The sequence below is a fragment of the Paraburkholderia sp. C35 genome, from assembly GCF_003121405.1.
Lineage (GTDB): Bacteria > Pseudomonadota > Gammaproteobacteria > Burkholderiales > Burkholderiaceae > Paraburkholderia.
Genome location: NZ_QBUY01000009.1, coordinates 61,448 through 82,000 on the forward strand (window position 1 = coordinate 61,448; position 20,553 = coordinate 82,000).

The 20,553-nt window shown below is 55.3% G+C and carries 18 protein-coding genes; 9 read left to right on the forward strand and 9 right to left on the reverse strand.

Annotation, left to right across the window (positions count from 1 at the left end; translation table 11 throughout):
• Positions 1–80 precede the first annotated feature (80 nt).
• The 7 genes from DK391_RS08455 to DK391_RS08480 all read right to left on the reverse strand — a co-directional run bounded on the left by DK391_RS08455 (position 81) and on the right by DK391_RS08480 (position 8,640).
• On the reverse strand, positions 81–980 hold the full coding sequence (locus tag DK391_RS08455; RefSeq protein WP_109477554.1) for a GIY-YIG nuclease family protein: 900 nt from the start codon (positions 978–980) through the stop codon (positions 81–83).
• Positions 981–2,140: 1,160 nt separating this feature from the next.
• Positions 2,141–2,299: a transposase gene (locus tag DK391_RS45685; protein ID WP_239482763.1), complete on the reverse strand. Its 159-nt coding sequence runs from the start codon at positions 2,297–2,299 to the stop codon at positions 2,141–2,143.
• Between the two features lie 142 nt (positions 2,300–2,441).
• Positions 2,442–2,843, reverse strand: coding sequence for a hypothetical protein (locus DK391_RS44815; protein WP_204117314.1), 402 nt, complete (start codon positions 2,841–2,843; stop codon positions 2,442–2,444).
• 191 nt (positions 2,844–3,034) lie between these two features.
• Positions 3,035–3,958 carry a TniQ family protein gene (locus tag DK391_RS08465; RefSeq protein WP_109477555.1) on the reverse strand — a complete coding sequence of 308 codons (924 nt, stop codon included), beginning with the start codon at positions 3,956–3,958 and terminating at the stop codon, positions 3,035–3,037.
• Between the two features lie 2 nt (positions 3,959–3,960).
• Positions 3,961–5,643 (reverse strand): AAA family ATPase, encoded by a 1,683-nt coding sequence (locus DK391_RS08470; protein WP_109477556.1) that lies wholly within the window; start codon positions 5,641–5,643, stop codon positions 3,961–3,963.
• Positions 5,627–7,924 (reverse strand): Mu transposase C-terminal domain-containing protein, encoded by a 2,298-nt coding sequence (locus tag DK391_RS08475; protein ID WP_109477557.1) that lies wholly within the window; start codon positions 7,922–7,924, stop codon positions 5,627–5,629. The genes DK391_RS08470 and DK391_RS08475 overlap by 17 nt, the downstream gene beginning before the upstream one ends.
• Entirely contained in the window at positions 7,924–8,640 is a 717-nt protein-coding gene (locus DK391_RS08480; protein WP_239482764.1) for a TnsA endonuclease N-terminal domain-containing protein, read from the reverse strand. The genes DK391_RS08475 and DK391_RS08480 overlap by 1 nt, the downstream gene beginning before the upstream one ends.
• A 334-nt stretch (positions 8,641–8,974) precedes the next feature.
• On the opposite strand from DK391_RS08480, the gene DK391_RS08485 reads away from it, so the two are divergent.
• On the forward strand, positions 8,975–9,208 hold the full coding sequence (locus tag DK391_RS08485) for a DUF6471 domain-containing protein (RefSeq protein WP_109477558.1): 234 nt from the start codon (positions 8,975–8,977) through the stop codon (positions 9,206–9,208).
• A 333-nt stretch (positions 9,209–9,541) separates the two neighbouring features.
• Here the strand turns inward: DK391_RS08485 and DK391_RS08490 are convergent, their stop codons facing one another.
• Positions 9,542–9,928, reverse strand: coding sequence for a MarR family transcriptional regulator (locus DK391_RS08490; RefSeq protein ID WP_239482765.1), 387 nt, complete (start codon positions 9,926–9,928; stop codon positions 9,542–9,544).
• Between the two features lie 347 nt (positions 9,929–10,275).
• On the opposite strand from DK391_RS08490, the gene DK391_RS08495 reads away from it, so the two are divergent.
• Positions 10,276–14,364 carry a P-loop NTPase fold protein gene (locus tag DK391_RS08495; protein ID WP_239482766.1) on the forward strand — a complete coding sequence of 1,363 codons (4,089 nt, stop codon included), beginning with the start codon at positions 10,276–10,278 and terminating at the stop codon, positions 14,362–14,364.
• 273 nt (positions 14,365–14,637) lie between these two features.
• On the opposite strand, the gene DK391_RS08500 is transcribed toward DK391_RS08495, so the two are convergent.
• Positions 14,638–15,243 (reverse strand): TetR/AcrR family transcriptional regulator, encoded by a 606-nt coding sequence (locus DK391_RS08500; RefSeq protein WP_109477560.1) that lies wholly within the window; start codon positions 15,241–15,243, stop codon positions 14,638–14,640.
• 180 nt (positions 15,244–15,423) lie between these two features.
• Between DK391_RS08500 and DK391_RS08505 the strand changes: the two genes are divergently transcribed.
• Genes DK391_RS08505 through hcaB form a run of 7 tightly spaced genes read left to right on the forward strand, consistent with a single transcriptional unit; the run spans position 15,424 to position 20,533 of the window.
• Positions 15,424–16,245 (forward strand): alpha/beta hydrolase, encoded by an 822-nt coding sequence (locus DK391_RS08505; protein WP_204117315.1) that lies wholly within the window; start codon positions 15,424–15,426, stop codon positions 16,243–16,245.
• 5 nt (positions 16,246–16,250) lie between these two features.
• Positions 16,251–16,547, forward strand: coding sequence for an extradiol ring-cleavage dioxygenase (locus DK391_RS08510; RefSeq protein ID WP_109477561.1), 297 nt, complete (start codon positions 16,251–16,253; stop codon positions 16,545–16,547).
• A gap of 12 nt (positions 16,548–16,559) precedes the next feature.
• A complete protein-coding gene (locus tag DK391_RS08515) occupies positions 16,560–17,399 on the forward strand; it encodes a protocatechuate 3,4-dioxygenase (RefSeq protein WP_109477562.1) in 840 nt (279 codons plus the stop codon).
• Between the two features lie 13 nt (positions 17,400–17,412).
• A complete protein-coding gene (locus DK391_RS08520) occupies positions 17,413–17,754 on the forward strand; it encodes a non-heme iron oxygenase ferredoxin subunit (RefSeq protein WP_109477563.1) in 342 nt (113 codons plus the stop codon).
• A 12-nt stretch (positions 17,755–17,766) separates the two neighbouring features.
• Positions 17,767–19,167 (forward strand): aromatic ring-hydroxylating dioxygenase subunit alpha, encoded by a 1,401-nt coding sequence (locus DK391_RS08525; protein WP_109477564.1) that lies wholly within the window; start codon positions 17,767–17,769, stop codon positions 19,165–19,167.
• Positions 19,164–19,718: a 3-phenylpropionate/cinnamic acid dioxygenase subunit beta gene (locus tag DK391_RS08530; RefSeq protein ID WP_204117316.1), complete on the forward strand. Its 555-nt coding sequence runs from the start codon at positions 19,164–19,166 to the stop codon at positions 19,716–19,718. The genes DK391_RS08525 and DK391_RS08530 overlap by 4 nt, the downstream gene beginning before the upstream one ends.
• Positions 19,719–19,720: 2 nt before the next feature.
• Positions 19,721–20,533, forward strand: a complete 813-nt coding sequence (hcaB, locus tag DK391_RS08535) for a 3-(cis-5,6-dihydroxycyclohexa-1,3-dien-1-yl)propanoate dehydrogenase (RefSeq protein WP_109477565.1) — start codon at positions 19,721–19,723, stop codon at positions 20,531–20,533.
• The last annotated feature ends 20 nt before the right edge of the window (positions 20,534–20,553 follow it).

Here is a 20,553-nt window from a genome sequence, read left to right on the forward strand (position 1 = left end):
CCGTTGATATCAGGAAACATGTAGCGACTGGTTTTATCCCAAGGTAGCGCTTACAACTCGACTAAGATAGATGGAGGCGATCAACGATGGAGTGCGTCTTCCTCAAAAACGCTTTTGGGCGCAACTTTGGGTCGTTTCAGCTCGTGTAGCGTCGTTCCCTCCGCGTTTTTCCAGTCTAACCAACCATTATGTGTCGTTCCGCAGACCACAGCCGATGCGCCGCTTGGTGAAGTGAACAGCACGTCTTCCTTGAAGACGAGTGTACCGCCGATTAGCGATATCTTTCCGTGTTGCAGTAGCTCATCACGCAGTCGTGCGAAAGAGTGGTCGCGAAAGCTTCGGCCAATTTCTGCTTTTCCGACGGAATCCTTGAAAACGACGAATCCTTCGTCCGTGTAGGTACCACGGGCGGATGACCCCGAACGCTTACAGTAGAGAACCTCATTGGGTGATTCTGCGAGGGCAGGCTGTGCGATAGGTTCAAATAGCGGGTAACCAAGAGACGTGACAAGCGTGCGCACGGTCTCAAAGATTTCTTGGCAGTCGGCGACGAGTGGAAGTGGAGTATACGATTTCATCCCTTCGTTGTAGTTCTCGGTCACATAGCGTCCGGCTTTCTTCGCCTCTTGAATGAACAGGTTCTCGAGAAATAACACGTGCGTTGACGTCAGACTTTGTGTGCGAGTTGTCAGGACGAGGACGCGTTGCCAGAAGTCTTTCTCGTTGTTGTGCGCCAGAAGCCTCTTTCGCATATCACCACTTTGCCCGATGTACACCTGATTTCCGGAGCCATCGTCCCGTTCCCCAATGAGAAGATAAAGGGAAAGCTGTTCGCTTTCACGCATTGCGAGGAACTCATCCAAGCGGCTACGAGGAATATCGATGGCTTGAACAATTCGAGTCGTGATTTCGGCAACCCGGATGCCGCGCGGGTCACCGTTGGGCAGGAAGATTTGAATTGTTTGAGGGCGGTACGTCATGGGATTTTTCTTGGCTCTGCGGACACAAGGTCTTTGTGTTGGTCATCACAATCTTCGGCACAGGTTGAGGATTAGGCGACGCAACCATCACTGTCGTTCATCAGCGTGAGATTGATTGCTAGTAGAACATGCAGCACACTTGAGCTGGTCACAGCGTCTAGACCTGTTTTCCGCTTGTGGGACTATAAATGTCATATCAGTCTGCAAAATATATTGACAATTCACGTATAAAGCAATGTTTAAATTTGATAATCAAGAAAATAGATAAGTATTTATTTTTGGATGAATCGATTGCTGGGTGTGCGCTTAATTGGCAGGAATCAAATGGTCCGGGTCAAATCGATTGATGTTTAAAAATTGAGTCGTGATCTGCTTGCGAAGATTGGAATCAAACTGATATGGCGAACGATGCTTTGGTGAAATAGAATAATTGCCGGCTTCGTTGCATCGTCTAGGGAAGCGAGGCGATGCTGGATTCGACCGTGAGCTTTTGTAGCGCGCAATGGAGGGGACACGAAGTTTTGGGGCGCTGTCAGGAATCGATATTGGGTTTCGGCAGTAGATTGTCTTACGGGTCGTCGGCATCGACCTCGCTTCGCACACTCGGCATTACTTGATCCTTGACGCCCTCCCGGCCCTTAGCGCTATCGGCTGCCATGCCTCGCCGAGCGCGGGAAGGACGCGATTCCTTCCGAGACGGCGACGTCCCGCTGCGAGGATTTCTTGTGCCGAGTTAATGTCGCAGCGATGATGCACGCCATACTCAAGACCGACCCATTCCGCTATTCCAAGTATTTGGAGGCAGTTCGGGCCTGCGTGGCTGTTACAGCAATTACAGGTGTGGTTGGATATGCTTCATCGACCTGATCGGACCGCACAGCCGGGGAATCGAATTTGTATTGCAGCTTGGTCCAGAATACGCTCCAGCCTGCATTGAGTTCACACTTCGCCATCCGTGTCTTCGCGAGCTTCGAGGCATTCGCGTTTCAGGCTGACTCATCGTTGACGTCCTCCCCGACCTCAGCCTGCGGCTGCCGCGCAAAGCGCGGGAAGGACGGGGATTCCTACTGCCAGACGGCGACGTCCCGCCGCGAGAATGTTCTGTGCAGAGTTGATGTCACGATGATGATACGCGCCACACTCACTGCATGCCCATTCCCTCATTCGCAAAGCACGGACTTCGCCATCCGTGTTCGCGCAAGCGCCGAAGCGTTCACGTTGCCTATGAAGATGGCGCCATACTCCTCCACCAGAGCCGTGGAAAGCTTGTGCAACTGGTCTTTCCGGGAATTCTTTATTTTCGCGTGAAGCGCACGCATGCGAGCCTTCTTCCGTGCACGCTGCGCCTGCGCCAGTTTCGCCTCCAGCCTGCGCTAGTGGCGCGCCGGCTTCACCGTATGTCCGTCGCTCAACGACGCAAAATCCTTCAGTCCGAGATCAATACCAACGGACTTTGTCGCCTCACTTTGGCGCGGCCCACTGCTGCGGACTCAGCTTCACGCAGATGTTGATATACCAACGGCCGCGAGAGTCCTCACAGATGTTGCCCGCGCCGAGTTCGTAGTCCGCGAGACCGTAGCTGTCCCACAGCGAAAGCGCCATCTTCCCGAAGAACAGTTGTCCGTTGCGGTATCGAATGGCGCTTGTCTTGAAAGGAATCCAGCCTAGCGAACGCCGCGCACCTCGCGACGAGCGCCAGCGCAGCTTCACCTTCCGTGCCTGCATTCGCCGGATCGCGTATTCTTCGGCGACGGCTTGGATGGTTGTCGAGTGCAGGTCGAGCCCAGCCTTGCCGGCGCCTTTCGTAAATGGATGGAAATCGAATCCCGACAGGAACCGGCGTTCGCGTTCCCACACCTTCACCGAAAGCTCATTGCAGTAGTTCCACAGGAAATTGACTGCGCGCGCCTGCTCCTGCAGTGCGCGGGTATACCTGTCTTTGAGTCGGAGGTGGAGAACGCGGGTAGTATGCTGCATGGGCCGATACGGTTGTTTCTCCGTATAGGCACGTCCTGGTTTCGCTGCGGAAAATCACAGTATTCCTGCTTCGCTGTCTACACCCGCCTTTCATCCTCGGCCTGAAGGCCGAGGTCTTCAGGCAAATCGTGGATAAAGACGTTTAGCAATATATGTTTGAACGTCGTGAAACGGAAGGCTGTGCTGAATACGGGAGCGCATGGGTCGCCATAGTTGACGAGGGTCGTGCCGCGGTACCAAGAAAAGTTGGTAGCCGCGAGATAACGCTCGCCGTAAAATGACTTCATGCTTACGTAGACGGGGTGATCGACCAGCCGATAGTTTCGCTCATTTTTTTCAAAGCGTTGGAGTAGTTTCTGATACCGAGATATCAGGGTTTCGACATTCACGACCTGGCCATCCAGCATAGCTATTGATGCTTGCGCTATCTTTTTCATCTTGACATTGTCGATAAGGAGCGGAAATTCTTTTCCTTCGGTATCCGCCGGAAGATAGTTACAGTGCCGCATTTTGTTTGAGCCCGCCGGTATGTCTGTCTCAAGTAAGGGACGGCAGTGCGTCAGACACATAAACACGCCGGGGAGCTGGTGGCGACGATGCCAGTAAGTTTCACCATATTGACGGACGTCGCTTTCGCGACACTCGACACAAAACCGCAGGCGAAATTGTGTTTTTTGTTTCGATCCACCCAGAAAGTGATAGGGCGCATTTGCGACTGCGGATCCGTCGAAGATTCCCGAGCGGAGCTCATTGACAAAACGCGGTGGAAGAAAGGCTGTCACATACGGAAAGTATGTGTGGTTAAAGAGAAATGAATTTTGGTCAATCCGCGTGTATGCTGAGATGGACCGGAGATAAAGCGGCCTATTGAAATTCACGCTTTTTGTATCCGCGTGAAATATGTCCTTGATGAGCTTGGGTAATGCCAAGCCGAGGTGCCGTCCCGCACGAATCAGGAGGCTCAGCGTCGGCTCATCCGGATAGGGGCGGGGGAAGTACATAGTTAGTCGAGCTCGAGCAGGTCATTCAGGTCGGTAACGGCGCCCATCAGTTCGAGCTGTTCGAACACACTGGTTCCTTTCTCGCGCGCAGCGGCGATAGCATTGCGGTAGTCATCGGGTGCAAGATTGAGCGACTCAACGTCCTTCTTGGTGCTTCGCTTCCTTCCGGGAGCTTTCGGTGGCTTCATCTTGTTGATGGCAGTCTGAACACCATCAGAAACGTTTCGAACTTTGCCTTCTTCTTCGACCGAGGTCGCAATTTCCTCAGCGCGCCCGGCGTCGACGCCCATCGCCTGCAAGGTAGACGAGACGGTCGAGACGAAGTCCCTGTGACCAGGGCGCACACTCGCCATCGGGCTGCGGACGCCTTCATATCGGGAGAGACTCTCGCTGAGCATAGCCTTCGCAGATAGCGGAGCGATGTCCTCGTACTGTTCCAGCGCTTCGGTATCGCCCGACCTGTAGGCATCCATCATCGCGTGAACACGCTCGAATTTCGTTTCCCATACCTGTTCTATCAATTGAGCGGTAATCTCCTCGGCATCCGTGAGCATTGCTTCCCCCTGGGTGCTGGCGAAGAGCTTGATTGCGAGGTCGATAACGCCCTGACAGTAGTGGTACATGAGGTCGGAGAGGGCCTGAGTGAGCGGGACCGGCTTCTGCACCCATTGGAACGGCCAGATGGTGCTGATGAACTCCTCCCACTCTCCCGGTTTCGCGAGGTCGAAGGTAGCCTTAAGCGGCTCCCAGTTGGGAGTTCCGCCGCCGACCGAGCGACGTGCGGGGCTCGCGTCAAGCTGTAACACATGTTCCGCGCGATTGGTCCCGACATAGAGGATTGGGATACCCAGGTCATTCGAGGCGGATACAAACAGAGCCATGAGCTTGCGTGCACCTGCGCTGCTTTCCTTTGCACCTTTAGAGCCTCTTGATTTCCCTCCGCCTGCATTCTTGAGATTCTGAATTTCGTCTGCGACGAGGAGGCCAACGCAGTGAGTGTGCATCAGATGGGCTGCATGTCCCAACAGAACTTCGTTTGAACTGGTGCTCTTGCCATATAGCTCGTAGTAGTTTCCGTCGGGAATCAGCTGGTGGATTTTCCGGATGATTGCCAGCGCGAACCCCTTAATTGATGTGCCGTCGTGAGGGGTCTCAATGCGGATATACGTTATTTGTGTGATGTCCAGTTCGGAATGGTAGATGACTTGCGGCTGGAGCCGAAGAATCTGTTTGAGGCTGTAGGTCTTGCCGATACCCGAAAAGCCAAGTAATGAACTTGAGAGTTGAGGCGCGTCGTCGTCGAGTTCACGAGAGCCGAACGGAAGCCCCGCTTTTCGCGCTTCGTAGAGTCTCTGATACACCATTGTGTGCTCGCGAGTGCGGGGTTCCCGGCCGACGTAACCTTGCCGCATCATCGTGTCCAGTACCCATGCCAATTCGATGTGGCGCTGCAATACCACCATGCAGTTTGATAGCGTGCCAACCATCTGTAGCCGCTCGTGAATAGGCCAGTGCCGTTGCTCTTCGTCAAATTCCGGCAGCCTGTTTAGCCGAGTGACAAGCTCGTCAAAGCCTGGCGTGGGGAAAAGCGCCGCGATAAGTCGATTCCCCTTGTACATCGGTATGCGCTGCTCCGTGTAGCGCGCAGGCACTGCATGCACGTTGCCGTTACTTGATGATTCCATTAATCAGCTCCTGTCGTTTCAATCGTAGTTTTTCCTGAAGGGTAAGCGAGGGCTCAGGCGTGTCTGCCGGAGCCGCCGAAGGTGCACCTGTCGGCATCTTCGGTTCAGTGGATGAGGTGTTCGACGTGGCCGTCTGGTGCGTTGTGTCTCGGGCACCGTGACCATGAATCGGTACAACGTTATTGGGCGCCGTGGCTGGCGATGGTGAGCCTTTGCCGCGCGACGAGGGCTTGGTGATTGCAGCCTCCTTCTGACGACGGGTTGCCCGCTCGGCGATTCTGTCGGCCGCGATGTCGGCCTTACGCGAAGCACGGGAGGCGCCATTCGTCGCTTTTCTGGCCGCATCGCGCGCTGGTTTGGTAATAGCTTCGGCGAATTTATGGAAGTCAGCGCGGTGCTGCAGTGCGTCGTCTTCGCCCTGCAGGATGGTCGCCTGGACTTCCGACTGGACGTATTTGACCTCGGCGAACGAATATCCTGCGTAGTAGAGATTCCGGTCGGTTAGTGTGCAGGTATAGTGTCGACGGGAATTTTTCGGGTCATAGACGATGATTTCGTCAACCAGGCGGCGGTCGTAGGACACCTCGACGTCCCACGTACCCTTGTTTTCCGCCATGACGAACCAGCCAAGTTTCTCGAGTTCCGGGCAGGTGTAATAACAGCCTTTAAAGTAGATACCCTTGCCACGTACGATTGCCTTGTCTCGGGGGAGAAGCTGGAGGTGAAGGTATTCTGCGGAATATCTTGACATCGCACCTGCACCTTGCCTTAGATTGTCGGCCCAGATTTCTCGCGGGATAGGCGGGCATTCCCGGAGAGCCATCGTAGGCGGCATGTCATAGCCCCGCATCGGGTTGCGGTTGTGCTTGATGATTGCGGCGAGAATGAGCGCGATGAACTCATCAAGTGTCAGGCTTGCGTCGCGGTCATAGTGTTTGCCGCGCCGGCGCGTTGCGTTACGAGGTGGCTCGTAGCCGGGTGTGAGCGACGCAATGGAGGCGTGGATAAGCTTGAAACCGCACTCGACAGTACCCTTGCTCTGTGGAGACAGGGCGCGCGTATTGGCGACTGTGCTCTGCATACCGTCACAGATGCGGTTGCTGTTACGAGATATCATCTCGCCAAGGTCGCCGAGGAATTTTTGACCAAAGTAACCGTCAGCAAGCCAGTCGGCCGGGTCATACGGAACGTTATATTTCGCGCATAGTGCTTCCTTGTCCTCGGCAATACTGAGGATGGCTTGCATGGCAGCCTCCCAGCTCGCATGTTCAAGGCCTACGTAGAATCCAACGCACAGACGGCTATATCTGTCGTAAATCAGATACATCGTAGGTTTGCCGATGATTTTTGCGCGATTGTCCTTCGCTACCAGCCATACGTCGGCAATGGTCGCATCTATCTCGTAGATGTGGCCGACACAGATTGCTTCGTAGAGAGCCCCTGTAATGTTCTGACCGTGATCGCGGTCGAAGTCTTTATTGCCTTTCTTCCGGCGCATGGTCGTTTCGTACGAAAAATTCTTTTTAAAAACCGTACGAAACTGCCGGATCGAAGGTCGCTCGCCCGATGGTTTGAGCAGCTGATTGCCATTCCCATCGAGATAGGAATATTTCTCGCGGAGCATCTCGAGCCATGCATGCTTGAGCGTCGAGACTTCACCGTTCAGGTAGTGCTTTTCGACGGCCTCCTTGATGTTGGGGACATCGACTTTTGGGTCCATCTGAAAGATTTCGTATCGCTCGCCCTTCGGTACGCGACCGCGCCCGTGCGTATTGCCGGTTTGCTTTGTGCCGATGTCGAGGAAATTCGGAAGCAGCGCCTGCTGTGACTGGCCTCCGCACCAGTACGTGTTCAGATACTTGTAGATTGTCGTCTTCGATATGCCGGTCTCTTCCGCACGTGCCTTCACTAGTGGTCCACGAAGGGTCGAGTCGAAGATTGCGGTGTCGGCGACGAGTGGCTCTATGACTTCCCATGCCTTGCGGCGACGAACATCAGCGTGATGCGAATAAAATGGAAGTTGGCTTTCGCTGCCCACGACGATGGATAGTTCGTCAGCGGCGATAGATGATATGAGAGAGGCGTACTGACACTGCATTGGCCAGCAGTTTGGGTCCGATACATTGACTACCCATGCCTGTCCATCCTCGGTGACATGTAGAAGGCGGTACCGCGTCCCTCCTGCACGTTCGAGCAGGTCATTCTTGACCGGGTTTTGCACCACTTTCGGGTGTCGGAGCGTCGTGAGCTCTGTATCGAGATGCTTCTGCGCTGTGCTCATCAGGCGGCTCCTGTAGCTGGACTCTCGGGAATGGGCACGCACCGGAAGCTTGCAAGTGGTGCAGTGGCGAGGTCTGGGTTGTTCAGGTCGCAAAGCAGGATGCGCTCGTGCATGAGCAGCTTTGCGACCCGCAACCCATCGCCTGCTCTCATCCCGTGGCGTCTTTCGAACTTCGCGCAGTATTCGGAGAGGGGCATGTTGCGAGTTGAGTGCAGTAACTCATGCGCCATGATGAGCGACCTCTCGCGAATCGCTCCCGGGTATTGTTCTTCTTCCCCCGATTTGAGGATTCCGCCGCGTATCCACTCGATGTTTCTGATTTTCTGCATGGGCAGGGTCGAGTCGAAAACGAGGCGGTGAGGGATATCCATGCCGGCGAAAAGAACGCGCATGATTTGTAGCTTCTCGATTGAACGAGGATCCTCCGCTTCTTCGGAGCTCTTGCAATCGATAGCTTCAAAACTGGTCTGGCCGTTGTCCGTAACGTCGACTAGAAAGTCGACGGTCATGACAGTCGGGACATTTGTACCCGGGTAATAAGGGTGTGTAACCTTCAAGGCGTCGGCGATCTCAAGCGTCAAGTCGCGGTCGACCGGGTACTGTTCCCTCACCCCGGTTACACGTGCGGACCATTCAAGGGCGAGTAGTGTCCTCGTCTCGATATCGGACATTGTGTGAATGGTCCGGCCGAATTTCTGGCTATCTGTGCGTTGCACGCGCCCTCTCGAGGTGAAATCGAACACCTGCACCCACGGTATGTAGTTTGGGCCTGCGCCCTTACCGCGGCCCTCAGCCTTCCACCTTGCGATTAGCTCCTCTGTCATCTTCTTCGGCCCGCGACCCATCTCTATCCCCACTGCAGTGACTTCGTCCTACCGGAATGCAGGACGTCTGCGTCTGTGTAGACACGCCGCAATGGCGGATCGCCTAACAACTTAGACCAAAGGTCAAAAATCCGACTTCAGACGTAAATATCCCACATGTGAGACTAATATGTAAACACCGTGATGCCGCGGTCATACTCACGTTTTCGGTTCAGGATTTTCTTCGATGATCGACTGGAACAAGGAGGCCAAGCGCGTCCTCCGGGCCGAGCTCGTTCGTCAGCAGGTTGGTTACAAACAGCTTTCGGTTTTGCTTGAGGGGCTAGGCGTCGAAGAGACAGAGCGCTCAATTGCAAACAAGATTTCGCGCGGCGCTTTTACTTTTATTTTCTTCCTTCAATGTATGAAGGCGCTTCGCAAATCGGCTGTAAATATCGACCTGACCGACGTCGCTGAATAGCAGAAGGCCTGCTGCACCCTACCGCTGAGAATGAATTGAAAAGATCCGCGGTTGTGGATACCACGGGTTGCCTGCGCTCTCACACCTTGATCTTGACAATTGAGAGCCGCGGGGATCTTCACAAATAACGTTTTGGCCAAGGGGAAGACGACTCAGGGTTGCCAAAAGATCCGATTCACTTTCCGGTCGGGCATTTGACTGAGAACGAATATTCGATTGTCAGCGGTACCCGTACTGTGCTTTTTGCGTCGCCCAGCTCTTGATAGCTGTATTGGCAACAAAATCATTAGCCGGTTTGTCGATCTCGGCATGCTCGCAGCAAAAGGGGGAGCACTATTTCATGAATTTTTCGTGGAAAGCGGGCGAGGCAAGATGATCAAGTAACTCAATTAGCTGGGCGCTCGCAGCTCTGCCTAGCGTCAGTTCGAAACGGCGCTGAGTCGGCTTCCAGTACAGCATAGCTTCTTTCAGTTTGTCCCGACCTTCTTTGGTCAAGATGACGATTCGACGTCGACCGTCATTTTCATCCTTCTCGATGCTCAGATAGCCTTCGCGGATCAGCGGCTTGAGCGTATGTCCCAATGCCGAAAGATCCATCACCACGTCTCCCGCAAGTTCACTCTGGGTCGGCGTGCCAAGCAAATCAATCGTGCGCAGCAGGTTGAACTGCGCTATGTTGATTCCCGTGGGTGCAAGTGCCTGATCGTAGAGTTGGCCCATGCTTCGCATTGCACGGCGGAGTGCGCCGGAACCACACACGCTAGGTGTCAACGTTTTCCCGGTTTGTCGTCGCATTGATTTATCTCACTGGAATTTCTTGCATTATGGCATATACCAGTTTTTTGATACTCTGAATGTGCGAAGCTCGATTGGCGGCAGAGAGAGGCCCATCGGCACGGTTCGTTCCGCATGCCGGTCGATTTCGCAGAATATGTCCACGTTTGGCTATAGAATGTTTTCTGGACAGTGGCGGGGGCCTGCACTGTCGAGCGAGACTTCCACGATTATTAGCGCGGATGGCGCGCTGTGCGTATGCACGGGGCATGGATATCCGACGCAACTAAACAATGAAAATGAACGACCAGATGCAGCAGGGCGACGCTATGCCGTCGATCCTTGACAGGGAAATTTCAAGTGCCAACGAAGATGCTTTTGGCCACCGTCACTTCGCGCAGGCATTACGCAGCCTGATTGAGTCGCCCGAACATTCACCGCCATTCAGTATCGGTCTGCTTGGAGGTTGGGGAACTGGCAAAAGCAGTATCAAGGAACTGTATACGGCCGATCTGCGCGACGACGCTGATTCTGGCAGTGGAAAGTCGCGATCTCAGCGAGTTCACTGCGTTACGTTCAACGCGTGGCGTTTTGGCGGGCGCGACCAGGATATCAAGCGCGCCTTGCTACGGCATGTCTTTCTGGAACTCGGAGGAAAAGAAGAAAATCTCGAGGACCGGTTGTTTCGCCAGGTAAGTGAAACCCGCGATAAACCTAAGACTCTGCGAGAATTGACGAAGTCAACCCTGCGGGCGTGGATCGCGCCGCTCCCCGCATTTCTGATTGCGGTGGTCGTACTCTTTTTGCTCTTTCTCGCGGGTAAGCACTTTTTGCACCCTGGCGAGGCGTCGCAGTCAATTCTGTTCCTTTGCATTTTCGGCTTGTTGCTCTACATCCAGAAACATGTGAAGCCGCTCGATATAAAAGGATCCCATCCGATAACACGGGTGGCGTTGCCGAGCACAAGTTCGGAGCAGTTCGAAGACATGCTGCTCGCGCAACTGCGTCGCTACAAGAAGGGCGAGGACGTTTCGCTCGATGGCCGCAACGGAAAGAGTTGCGAGCGTCTGGTGGTCTTCGTTGATGATCTGGACCGCCTGTCTGCAGACGAGATGGTCCTGGGTCTTGACGCCGTCAGGACGTTCATGGAAATCCCGAAATCCCGACTGCCGAATGGCTTGGGTCTGGTGTTCGTCATCTCCTGTGACGAGGCGAAGGTAGCCGACGCTCTTGCCAAAGGGCGCAATCGATCCGGTGAACTGCCGGCAACCGTTTTCAACCATTCTGACGCCCGTCGCTATCTCGACCGGATTTTTCAATTCAGGCTGGAAATTCCACCACCGCCTCGCAACGACATGCGGGAATTCGCGACCCGGCAGTTGAAGCGGTTGACCTACATCACTGACGACCTTACCGCACGGGGAGTCGAGCTCCCGCCTCTGGTCGACCGGATGATCCACGTCGGAGTGAGCGACCCGCGTAATGCCCTGCAAATTGTCAACGCATTTGCACAGGCATGGTGGATTGCGGTACGTCGCGAGCGAGAGGGCGTCGGTAGCGCACGACCAGGTGGTCTGCATGAAGGGGCGGTGACCCGACACCCGATTTCGTTGGGCGCGATATGCGCAATGAAGGTCAGTTTCCCGGACTTTTACCGCGACCTGCTGGAGGACTCGAGTTTTCTTCAGGCCTTCATGGACGTGGTGCTTCGTGGCCGGTCACTGGACAAGACGCCGGAGGCTTCGCGAAGGAAGCTTATTGAGCGCTACCTGGTCGCCCAAACCGAGGGCCGAAGCACGGTCGAGGTCAAAGCGGAGCATCGGCCATTGCGCCAATATCTTTCGAGTCTCGGCGGATTGCGCTGGGCTGACCGTCTCCAAAGCCTTCTGCTCCTGTCCGAGGACCCGACTACCCGTCGTCTGGGCGCAAGTATCCTGCCCATATACAACGCGTTCGTATCGGGCGATACGCGCGGAGTGCTGGAAGGGATGGGGCGCCACATCGATACTTCCGCGCTGAATCAGGATCAGGCGCGCAATCTGTATCAACTGTTTGAAGACATGAGAAGCGAGACTGAGGCCCGTCGTAGCAACGCCGCACGAGTCATCGCTGACCTTATGCCCCGTATTCCCGCTCCTCACGCATCGATGCTCTTAGGTGAGCTTTGTCGGGATCTCGACAGCAGTTTAAGTCTTCGCTCTCAGCTTGGGCCCAAGCGAGTCGTGGCGTTACTGGAAGATGCGAACAAGTCAGACCGGAAATCGATCACCTCACGCCTTGTGTCCGACATCACGAGCACCGAACATCCGATAGCACTCTCTCTCCAATCACTCAGTCCGCCTGGTCTGGACGAAGCGGTTGAGATGGTAGAGATCATCGTGCCATTTGCTCTCGCGACCAGGGCCGATTGTGGTGAGCTCGAACAGGACGCGGAAAGCTCATTGCTGGATTGGCTCATCACGCGCAATGTTAGAACCGAAGATGGTGAGGGGACACAATTGCCGTACGAGAAGCTGGAGGCATGGCTTTCGGGCGACGCGGGAGACGTCGCCAGTGCACTGGGCGTTCGCTATGGCAAGGCGCTGGCTGAGAGGCTAGAGAGCGATGAAACGGTTGAATTCGACCTTGCACCGGCTTTAAAGCGAGTTCAAGCGATTGTTTCGAGGTCGATCGAGACGGGCGGTGATGAACGGCATGAGGGGTGGAGTCTGTTGCTTACGTATATTGGACTGTCGTACGCGCAGGCAGTTGAATTCGCGTGGGAGCTCGGAGTGCCCCTGCTTGGTAAAGCAAACGAAGACGAAGTGTCGAGTTTCGTTGAGCAGTTCGCGCATAGGCTGCAAACATCAGAGGGCGAGACGATTGACCCCGAGAAGGCTTTTAATCCCTTGTCGAATGCCGTTACTCGGTTCATTGATACTCTACACAGAGAGTCGCTGGGCGCGCTCGTAGCCTTGACTGATCGATGGAGCACAACTGAAGCGACGGCCGAGCTCGCGACCGAGTTGACGCGTCGATTGTTGCCGTCTGGATCCTCTATCGAAGCTGCAATCACGTCGAAATGGGCGCCCCGTCTTCTGAATGATTTGCCGATGTCTTGCGTTCGACTGCTCGCTTCGCGGTTCAAGGAGCAAACCAATGGAGTGCAGACTGCGGTGCAGTCGTCGCTGCAGTTTACGATCAACAACGACCGGATCCCAGATGCGGTCGATGCTCGATTCTCTGCATTCATCGATGCGGTGCCACAAGATTGCTGGAGTGTGGCACCGTTGCAGGAATACCTGAATTTGCTGCTACCGCAACTTGCGGCTCGATTCTCCAACCCTAACGGCTATCTGGCATCGATGATGCCTCGTGTCGCACGGCTTCTCCAGAGCGCCTCCCCTTCGGTCTTCGGGCATCATATCCAGCAACTCTTTATCCAGGCGAAAGGGCACTCGGCTCACTATCCTATGTTGCATGAGTCCATGACAGGTTTGTGGCCGACACCGTCGGCGGAGTTCGGACCTTATAACCCGGCAGTGATATTCACTGATGCGAAGGCCTTCGTGCACGGCTTTACGATGCCAGACAATATCAAGGTTGTTCGCTCCATGCGTGACATGTTTGAGCGCGGAGTGGTTCCTTCGTCGGAGCGAGCAAACTTGCTGGAAGCAATCTGTGTTGTGTGGAAAACTGCGCCTAAACAAACAGCAGATCTTATCGCGACGTATTCGAATCTCTCGGTCGAGCAGGCCTATGTTCTTGTCACAACGATCGATGTCAACAACGACCAACAAACTTCTGCATTGACGAGAGCCTGGCGCAGTGTTTCACAAGCCATGAGTCCCGACGCGCGTGTGGCGATGCTACGCACGATACTGTCCAGAGGAGTAGTCAGTTCGACGAGCGAAGCAGACGTGTGTTTGCGGGTCTGGCTCGACGTTCAGGATGATGATGGCAAAGTGCTCTTGCACAATACGCTGCCGGCGCAGGACATCCCGGATGAGCAAAGAAGCCGGGTATGGCGCCAAGCCGTCTCGCGGGGTGACGGACTGGGGCCAGAATTTTTCATTGAAATCGTTCCGCAGGTTATTGTGCTACCAAACCTTGCACTCACAGGACCGGCGGTATTTGAAGATGAGCAGCGTATCAAAGCAATTTTGGGGGAACGCAAGAATCATTCGCGATTCTCGAGAGCTCTGATGGACGTATTTACCGAAGCGAAGAGTACCACCGTCAAAGGCCAGATCTGCAAGCTGTGCTATGCGCTCGTCGGAGATGCGGTTCTCAAGTCTTTCGGGCCAAAAAGTCTGACTCCCGAAGAGTTTGCGATCGTCGAAGGAGTGTTTGGTGATTCCGCAGAGGTTCGACGTCTCAAAGACGCCGTAGTTACAGCGTGACAGTTATCCGGACCTGGATTTGATAGCGAAGATGCGAGTTGTTCTCGCATCTGACCTTCTCTTGCCTGGCGATTCTCGATGGCGTCTGTCACCCAAGCGAGCGACCGCAGCGTCCGGGAAAGCTTGGAGTATGCGCTCGTGTAGCAGCCGGAAGACACCGCCGTCAAGACAGCCGTTCGCAAACGGTCAAACCGCGGCGCGGTTCTGTCATTCGCCGCGCTGTGTCTGGCTCGGGCATGCGTGTCGTAACCTAAGGGCATCAGACTGCGCGCGTCAGGCCTTCTTGTCGCTGCTGAGTTGTGCCAGCAGCATCTTCTCCATGAACGCGCGGCGCTCGTCTTTCTGCTTCGCGGTTCCCTGGTTCGAGAGTAGAGACTCTGAAAGCTCGTAACTGTAAAGCGCAAACCCTCGCCCTTTGGCTTCGGAAGCGCTGAACCCCAAAGCTCGAAAGCACTCGCTGATATAGGAGAGTCGCTTCGCGTCGACCTCGTCCAGTACATTTCTTGCCGCTTCATCGCGACGAGCCCACGCTCGAATGGCCAGTTCAGTCGCTGCTGCTTCTTTTGCCGACTCGCCGCGAAAAGGTAACGCGAGCAGATCACGTATCAGGTCACGCGGCGACAGCCCTCGACTCTCGAACCTGAAGATGATCTGTTCGGTTGCGGCGTCACGCCACGCAGTGAGCATGCGCTGTAGCAGGTCATCGCGGTCCTTGAAGTGCCAATAAAAACTTCCCTTGGTCACACCAAGCTCTTTCGCGAGTACCTCGACACGAACTGCATCAATGCTGCGACTCTCCAGTACGCGATGCGCTGCGCGAATCCAGTCAGCAGGACCAAACTGTCCGCGCCCGCTTTGAACGACTTTTGTCTCTGCCATTTTGGCTCCGGAAAACGCCCATTTTATCGTTTTTAGACCTGTGTATATGAACTCCGCAAGCTGAACGTCAGCCAAGATCGAATTTCTTCAAAAGCAGCGTTTACCCTAGGATGCATTTTTGTTGACGCACGCAGAAGTCGCACATACCATACCCATACGTATGCGTATGGAGATTTTAAGATGACGGTCATGGAAGGCGTTGGTAAGGAGCTGGTTGCTGCTGAGCATCGAACGAACTATTTCGATGAAGGGTGTGGCACGCCACTATTCCTGTTGCACGGATCAGGGCCTGGTGTTTCGGGTTGGACGAACTGGAAGGGTGTACTTGGCGATCTGGCTCAGAAGCACCGCGTCATCGTGCCGGACATCGCTGGATTTGGATTTACGGAGTTCAAAGAGGATAGCCAGTACGACATCAAGCTTTGGGTTCGGCATCTCGTGGGAATCATGGATGCGCTTGAAATCCCGAAAGCGTCATTTGTCGGTAACTCCTTTGGTGGTGCGTTGACTCTGGGTCTTGCTGTCTTTGACCCGGCGCGAGTGGACCGGATTGTCCTCCTCGGAACGCCTGCCGGTGAATTCGAGCAAACGCCGGGACTGCGGTCGGCGTGGGAATACGAGCCGTCGCTCGAAAACATGGAGCGGACGATGCGACTGTTTCCCTACGACCAGTCGATTATCACGGCCGAAATGGTCAAGTCGCGCTATGAGGCGAGTGCCCGACCGGGCGCGCAGGATGCGTTGCGCAAGCTGATTCCGAAGCCGAACGCGGAAGGTCCGACCATCGTGAAGGGCTTCCCGGAGCACGTCGTCTCGAAGATTCAGGCGCCGGCGCTTGTCTTGCACGGACGCGAGGATCGCGTGGTGCCGCCGGAATGCGGCCAGTTGCTCGCTCGAGCCATTCCTCGTGCTGACTTGCATATGTTTGGGCAGTGCGGTCACTGGGTGCAAACCGAGCGCCGCACCGACTTTCTGCGTCTTGTCACGGCTTTCTGCGAGTAAGTGCCATGAGTCGCAACGTGCTTGAGCGTGTGCTCCACCAACTATCCGTCGACCGTGCCTCAAAACAGCGATTTCGGGACGATGCACAAGGCTTCCTGCAACGCTTTGCTCTTACGGAAGCGGAACGCAAGATGGTTCTCGATTTCGATGTCTTCGAGATGCAGCAGGTCGGCGTCAATCCGATGTTGACGATGGGATTCTGGCAGGAGCTATCGCCCAATCGTGACATGCGCGCCTACATGGCAAAACTTCGGCCGATAGGCGACGACGAAGCAGTTCACTCAGCGGCACTCAAACAGTAGGAGAAAGCCAGCATGGCAAAAGTTGTAGGTGGCTTTCTCGTGCCACATGACCCGGTGATGTTTGTCGCGCCGGACGCACCCAAGCAGGAAATCCGCGTTCGCATGTGGAGCGCGTTCGAGAAGTGCTCGAAGCGTCTGGCCGAATTGAAGCCCACGAGCGTGGTTATCGTCGGTGCTGACCATTACATGCTCTTCGGCACAACTTGCCTTCCGAGCTTTCTGATCGGAACAGGAGACGTCGATGGGCCACTGGACGCGTTCCCGGGCTTGCGGCGCGGCGTGATTCCGGATAGTGCCAAGATGGCGCAGCACATTGCACAGCACGGACATGAAAACGGATTCGACTGGGCTGTTGCGCGGGTTTTGACCGTTGACCATTCCATAGCGATCCCAAACCAGCTGCTCGTGCAGCCATTGCGAGATGCTGGCGCTCAGGTTGGGACAATTCCTGTGTACCTCGCATCCGGCGTAGACCCATACATTCGATTGAAGCGTGCGGTCGAAGTTGGTCGCCAGATTCGCGAAGCCATCGAAGCATCGCCGGACGATGAACGCGTCGCAATCATAGGGAGCGGCGGCATCAGTCACTGGGTGGGCACCGCTGAGTTGGGGCGGGTGAATGAGCGTTTCGACAGTGAAATTCTTGACTATGCGACCCGCGGTGACGTCGATTCACTTGCTGGCTTAAGTGACGAGTACATCCTCAAGAACGGCGGCAACGGCGGGATGGAGGTTCGAAACTGGGCTTGCGCGATGGGCGCTCTAAAGGGAGCGCGCGGAGAAGTGATTGATTACGCACCAGTACCCGAATGGGTGACAGGGCTCGGATTCGTCCAGCTCCATCTGCAATAACGGAGTGTTTCACATGAACAAGGTTTTTCTGCTCAAGCGCGAAGAACTCGCGCCTGGAGAGATGCGCAAGGTTGAAGGTAACAGTTGTCCGCTCGCTGTGTTCAACATCGAAGGTCGCTTCTATGCGACCAGTGACACCTGCACGCATGCGACGGCGTCGCTTACGAGTGGTGAGATTGTGGACGGCGACCTGATTGCCTGTCCGCTCCACGACGGCCAGTTTCACATACCGACTGGCCAGGCCGTTACGTTTCCGTGCACGGTCGACCTGCGAACGTACCGGATTATTGAAGAAGGCGACGAGGTATTCGCCGATTTGGACGCTGAGTCAGAAGACTCGGTTTCGTCGGTCTGAGAGGTGCAGAAGATGACCCATGATTGCACGGGTGCTTGCCCACGATTGAATCGCGACGAAGTAAGCGAGCCTCTTCCTTACCTTGACCGGCTGCTTGACCTTGAAAAGGGTCGACTCTCCCGCCGCGTGTATTGGGATCACCAGATTTACGAGCAGGAACTCGAAAAGATCTTTGCCCGCAGCTGGCTGTTTCTGGGGCACGAATCGCAAGTGCCTAAGGCTGGCGATTACCTGACGACGTACATGGCTGAAGATAACGTCATCGTGGTCCGTCAAAAAGACGGCACGATCAAGGCGTTCCTTAACACCTGTCCGCACCGTGGCAACAAGTTGAATTTTACCGACGCCGGTAGCGCTCGTAGCTTCGTTTGCAACTACCACGGGTGGGCTTTTGGCATCGACGGAAAGCTGCGAGGGATGGCGGGCCAGGAGCTCTTCGAAGAAAGCGGAATGAAGAACAGCGAGCACGGCCTGCATCCGGTAGCTCAGGTCGCCACCTACAAAGGGCTCGTGTTCGGCAACATGGACGCGAACGCACCTTCCCTGTCCGAGTGGCTGGGTGACTTCCGTTTCTATCTCGACGTTTTGCTTGACATGGAGGGCGAGGGCACAGAGTTCGTTGGTAGCTGCGTGAAATCGGTGATCAACTGCAACTGGAAGATCCCTGTCGAAAATTTCATCGGCGATATCTATCACGCACTGTGGACGCACGATTCTGCAGCGCGCGCGATGCTCGGGGGCCCTGTCGCTGAAGTCTATAAAGACCCTGATTCGTATCACGTGAACTTCAATGGTCACGGCTGGGAGTTCAACCAGGACGTCGTCGGCAATGCCGCCACGCTCGGCGACAAGGAAATTCGAAAGTACCTGTACAGCATCCAGCCGAAAGTGGCAGAGCGGCTTGGCGAATTCCGTTCGAAGATGATTGGCTCAATTTCGTCTGCCAGCATATTTCCGAATATTTCGTTCCTGCCAGGTCAGAACACGTTCCGCGTGTGGCACCCCCGCGGTCCAGGCAAGATTGAGCTGCATACGTGGACAATCGTCAATCGTAGCGCGCCACAAGACATCAAGGAACGTTGGCTCAAGGGCACGATGTTGACGTTCTCGCCTTCGGGTGTTTTCGAGATGGATGACGGCGAGAATTTTGAATTCTCGACACGCACAAATGCCGGGTTCGTAACGCGGCAACAGGACCTGTACATGGGGCTTGGCCTTGGTAGCCAGCTCAATGATACGGGGTTGCCGGGTAACGTATATCGGAATCAGGTCAATGAAGCGAACCATCGCGCGTTTTACCAGCGCTGGTCTGACCTCATGGGCGCCCGTACATGGGAGGAAGTCCCTGGCCGCGACGAGGCGGTGTTGCCCGAAAGTGCGCTTCACTACGACGAAAGCAAGGTGAACGCATGAATGCAAATGCAAATCCCGAAGTCATGGCGGCGTTTGAAGAGCAGGCGGTGGATCGCGAAACGCTGCATCGAATCGAGCAGTTCCTCTTTCGTGAAGCTCGGCTTCTCGACAGTGAGCGCTGGCAGGATTGGCTCGCACTGACGACGTCTGATATCCACTACTGGATGCCGGCGATTGAGAATCGTCGACGTGCCGACCGGTTGGGTGCGTATTCGTTGGGACGCGGCGCGTACTTCGACGACAACCATTTCGACCTCGAGCGACGAGTCGCTCGTTTTGCCCAGCCGTCCGCCTGGGCGGAGGATCCGCCGACCCGCCATGTGCACGTGATCAGCAACGTAGAGGCTTACCAGGGCCTTGCTCGCGGTGAGTATGTTGTGCATTCCGTGTTTGTGAACTATCGCAGCCGCGGCGAGGCGGACAACGATCTTCTGCTCGGTCGTCGCGAGGACGTGCTTCGAGAAGTGGACGGCGAACTACGGATCGCCAAGCGAAAAATCGTTATCACGCAGTCACTTCTGATGTCCAAAAACCTCAATACATTCTTCTGACCATGAGCTGGCTCGAAAATCATGTTGCACTCGTCACGGGTGCAAACTCGGGAATCGGACTCGCTGTGGTTCGACGTTTCTTCGAAGAAGGCGCGCGCGGTATCGGCGTTCTCATTCGCAGTGCAGCGCACGTTGACGCTCTGCAAAAAGAGTTCGGCGACAAGATCGTCATCACCGTCGGCGATGTGCGTTCTCCCGATGCCAATCAGGAAGCGGTCGCGGCGACTGTTGACAAGTTCGGCAAGCTCGACACGCTGGTAGGCAACGCCGGCGTGTGGGACCATTTCGCGGGGCTACGGAAGTACGAGGGCGACTCGTTGAAGTCAACTTTCGAAGAAGTGTTCGGTGTAAACGTGCTGGGTTATCTGCTCGCTGCTCATGCCGCTGCCCCGGCTTTGCGCGAAAGCCACGGAAGTATGATTTTCACGCTATCCAATGCCAGCTTCTATGCGGGCGGTGGCGGACCCGTCTACGTTGCGTCCAAGCATGCAGGCGTCGGCCTTGTGAAGCAACTCGCATATGAGCTGGCGCCGGACATTCGCGTGAACGCGGTCGCACCGGGTGGAACTGTTACTCCGTTGAAGGGGCCGCAAGCACTTGGACGTGAGAACGACCGTCTGTCCGATATTCCAGGGTTTGCGGATTCAGTGGCACAAGCCATGCCCCTGGGATTCATCGCACAACCGGAAGACCACACAGGTCATTACGTCTTGCTCGCTTCCCGCAAGAATTCATCGGCAACTACGGCCGCCATTCTGCAAAGCGATTGCGGGTGGGAAATTCGCGGCCGTCAGTCACGCAAGACGCAAAAGTGACGTAACTAACAGAGTTCAGC

Excerpts from the sequence above, each read along its gene's own strand:
- DK391_RS08455 (WP_109477554.1), bottom strand. The coding sequence starts at position 980 with ATGACGTACCGCCCTCAAACAATTCAAATCTTCCTGCCCAACGGTGAC.
- DK391_RS45685 (WP_239482763.1), bottom strand. The coding sequence starts at position 2,299 with ATGCGTGCGCTTCACGCGAAAATAAAGAATTCCCGGAAAGACCAGTTG.
- DK391_RS08465 (WP_109477555.1), bottom strand. The coding sequence starts at position 3,958 with ATGTACTTCCCCCGCCCCTATCCGGATGAGCCGACGCTGAGCCTCCTG.
- DK391_RS08470 (WP_109477556.1), bottom strand. The coding sequence starts at position 5,643 with ATGGAATCATCAAGTAACGGCAACGTGCATGCAGTGCCTGCGCGCTAC.
- DK391_RS08475 (WP_109477557.1), bottom strand. The coding sequence starts at position 7,924 with ATGAGCACAGCGCAGAAGCATCTCGATACAGAGCTCACGACGCTCCGA.
- DK391_RS08485 (WP_109477558.1), top strand. The coding sequence starts at position 8,975 with ATGATCGACTGGAACAAGGAGGCCAAGCGCGTCCTCCGGGCCGAGCTC.
- DK391_RS08490 (WP_239482765.1), bottom strand. The coding sequence starts at position 9,928 with ATGGGCCAACTCTACGATCAGGCACTTGCACCCACGGGAATCAACATA.
- DK391_RS08495 (WP_239482766.1), top strand. The coding sequence starts at position 10,276 with ATGAAAATGAACGACCAGATGCAGCAGGGCGACGCTATGCCGTCGATC.
- DK391_RS08500 (WP_109477560.1), bottom strand. The coding sequence starts at position 15,243 with ATGGCAGAGACAAAAGTCGTTCAAAGCGGGCGCGGACAGTTTGGTCCT.
- DK391_RS08505 (WP_204117315.1), top strand. The coding sequence starts at position 15,424 with ATGACGGTCATGGAAGGCGTTGGTAAGGAGCTGGTTGCTGCTGAGCAT.
- DK391_RS08510 (WP_109477561.1), top strand. The coding sequence starts at position 16,251 with ATGAGTCGCAACGTGCTTGAGCGTGTGCTCCACCAACTATCCGTCGAC.
- DK391_RS08515 (WP_109477562.1), top strand. The coding sequence starts at position 16,560 with ATGGCAAAAGTTGTAGGTGGCTTTCTCGTGCCACATGACCCGGTGATG.
- DK391_RS08520 (WP_109477563.1), top strand. The coding sequence starts at position 17,413 with ATGAACAAGGTTTTTCTGCTCAAGCGCGAAGAACTCGCGCCTGGAGAG.
- DK391_RS08525 (WP_109477564.1), top strand. The coding sequence starts at position 17,767 with ATGACCCATGATTGCACGGGTGCTTGCCCACGATTGAATCGCGACGAA.
- DK391_RS08530 (WP_204117316.1), top strand. The coding sequence starts at position 19,164 with ATGAATGCAAATGCAAATCCCGAAGTCATGGCGGCGTTTGAAGAGCAG.
- hcaB (WP_109477565.1), top strand. The coding sequence starts at position 19,721 with ATGAGCTGGCTCGAAAATCATGTTGCACTCGTCACGGGTGCAAACTCG.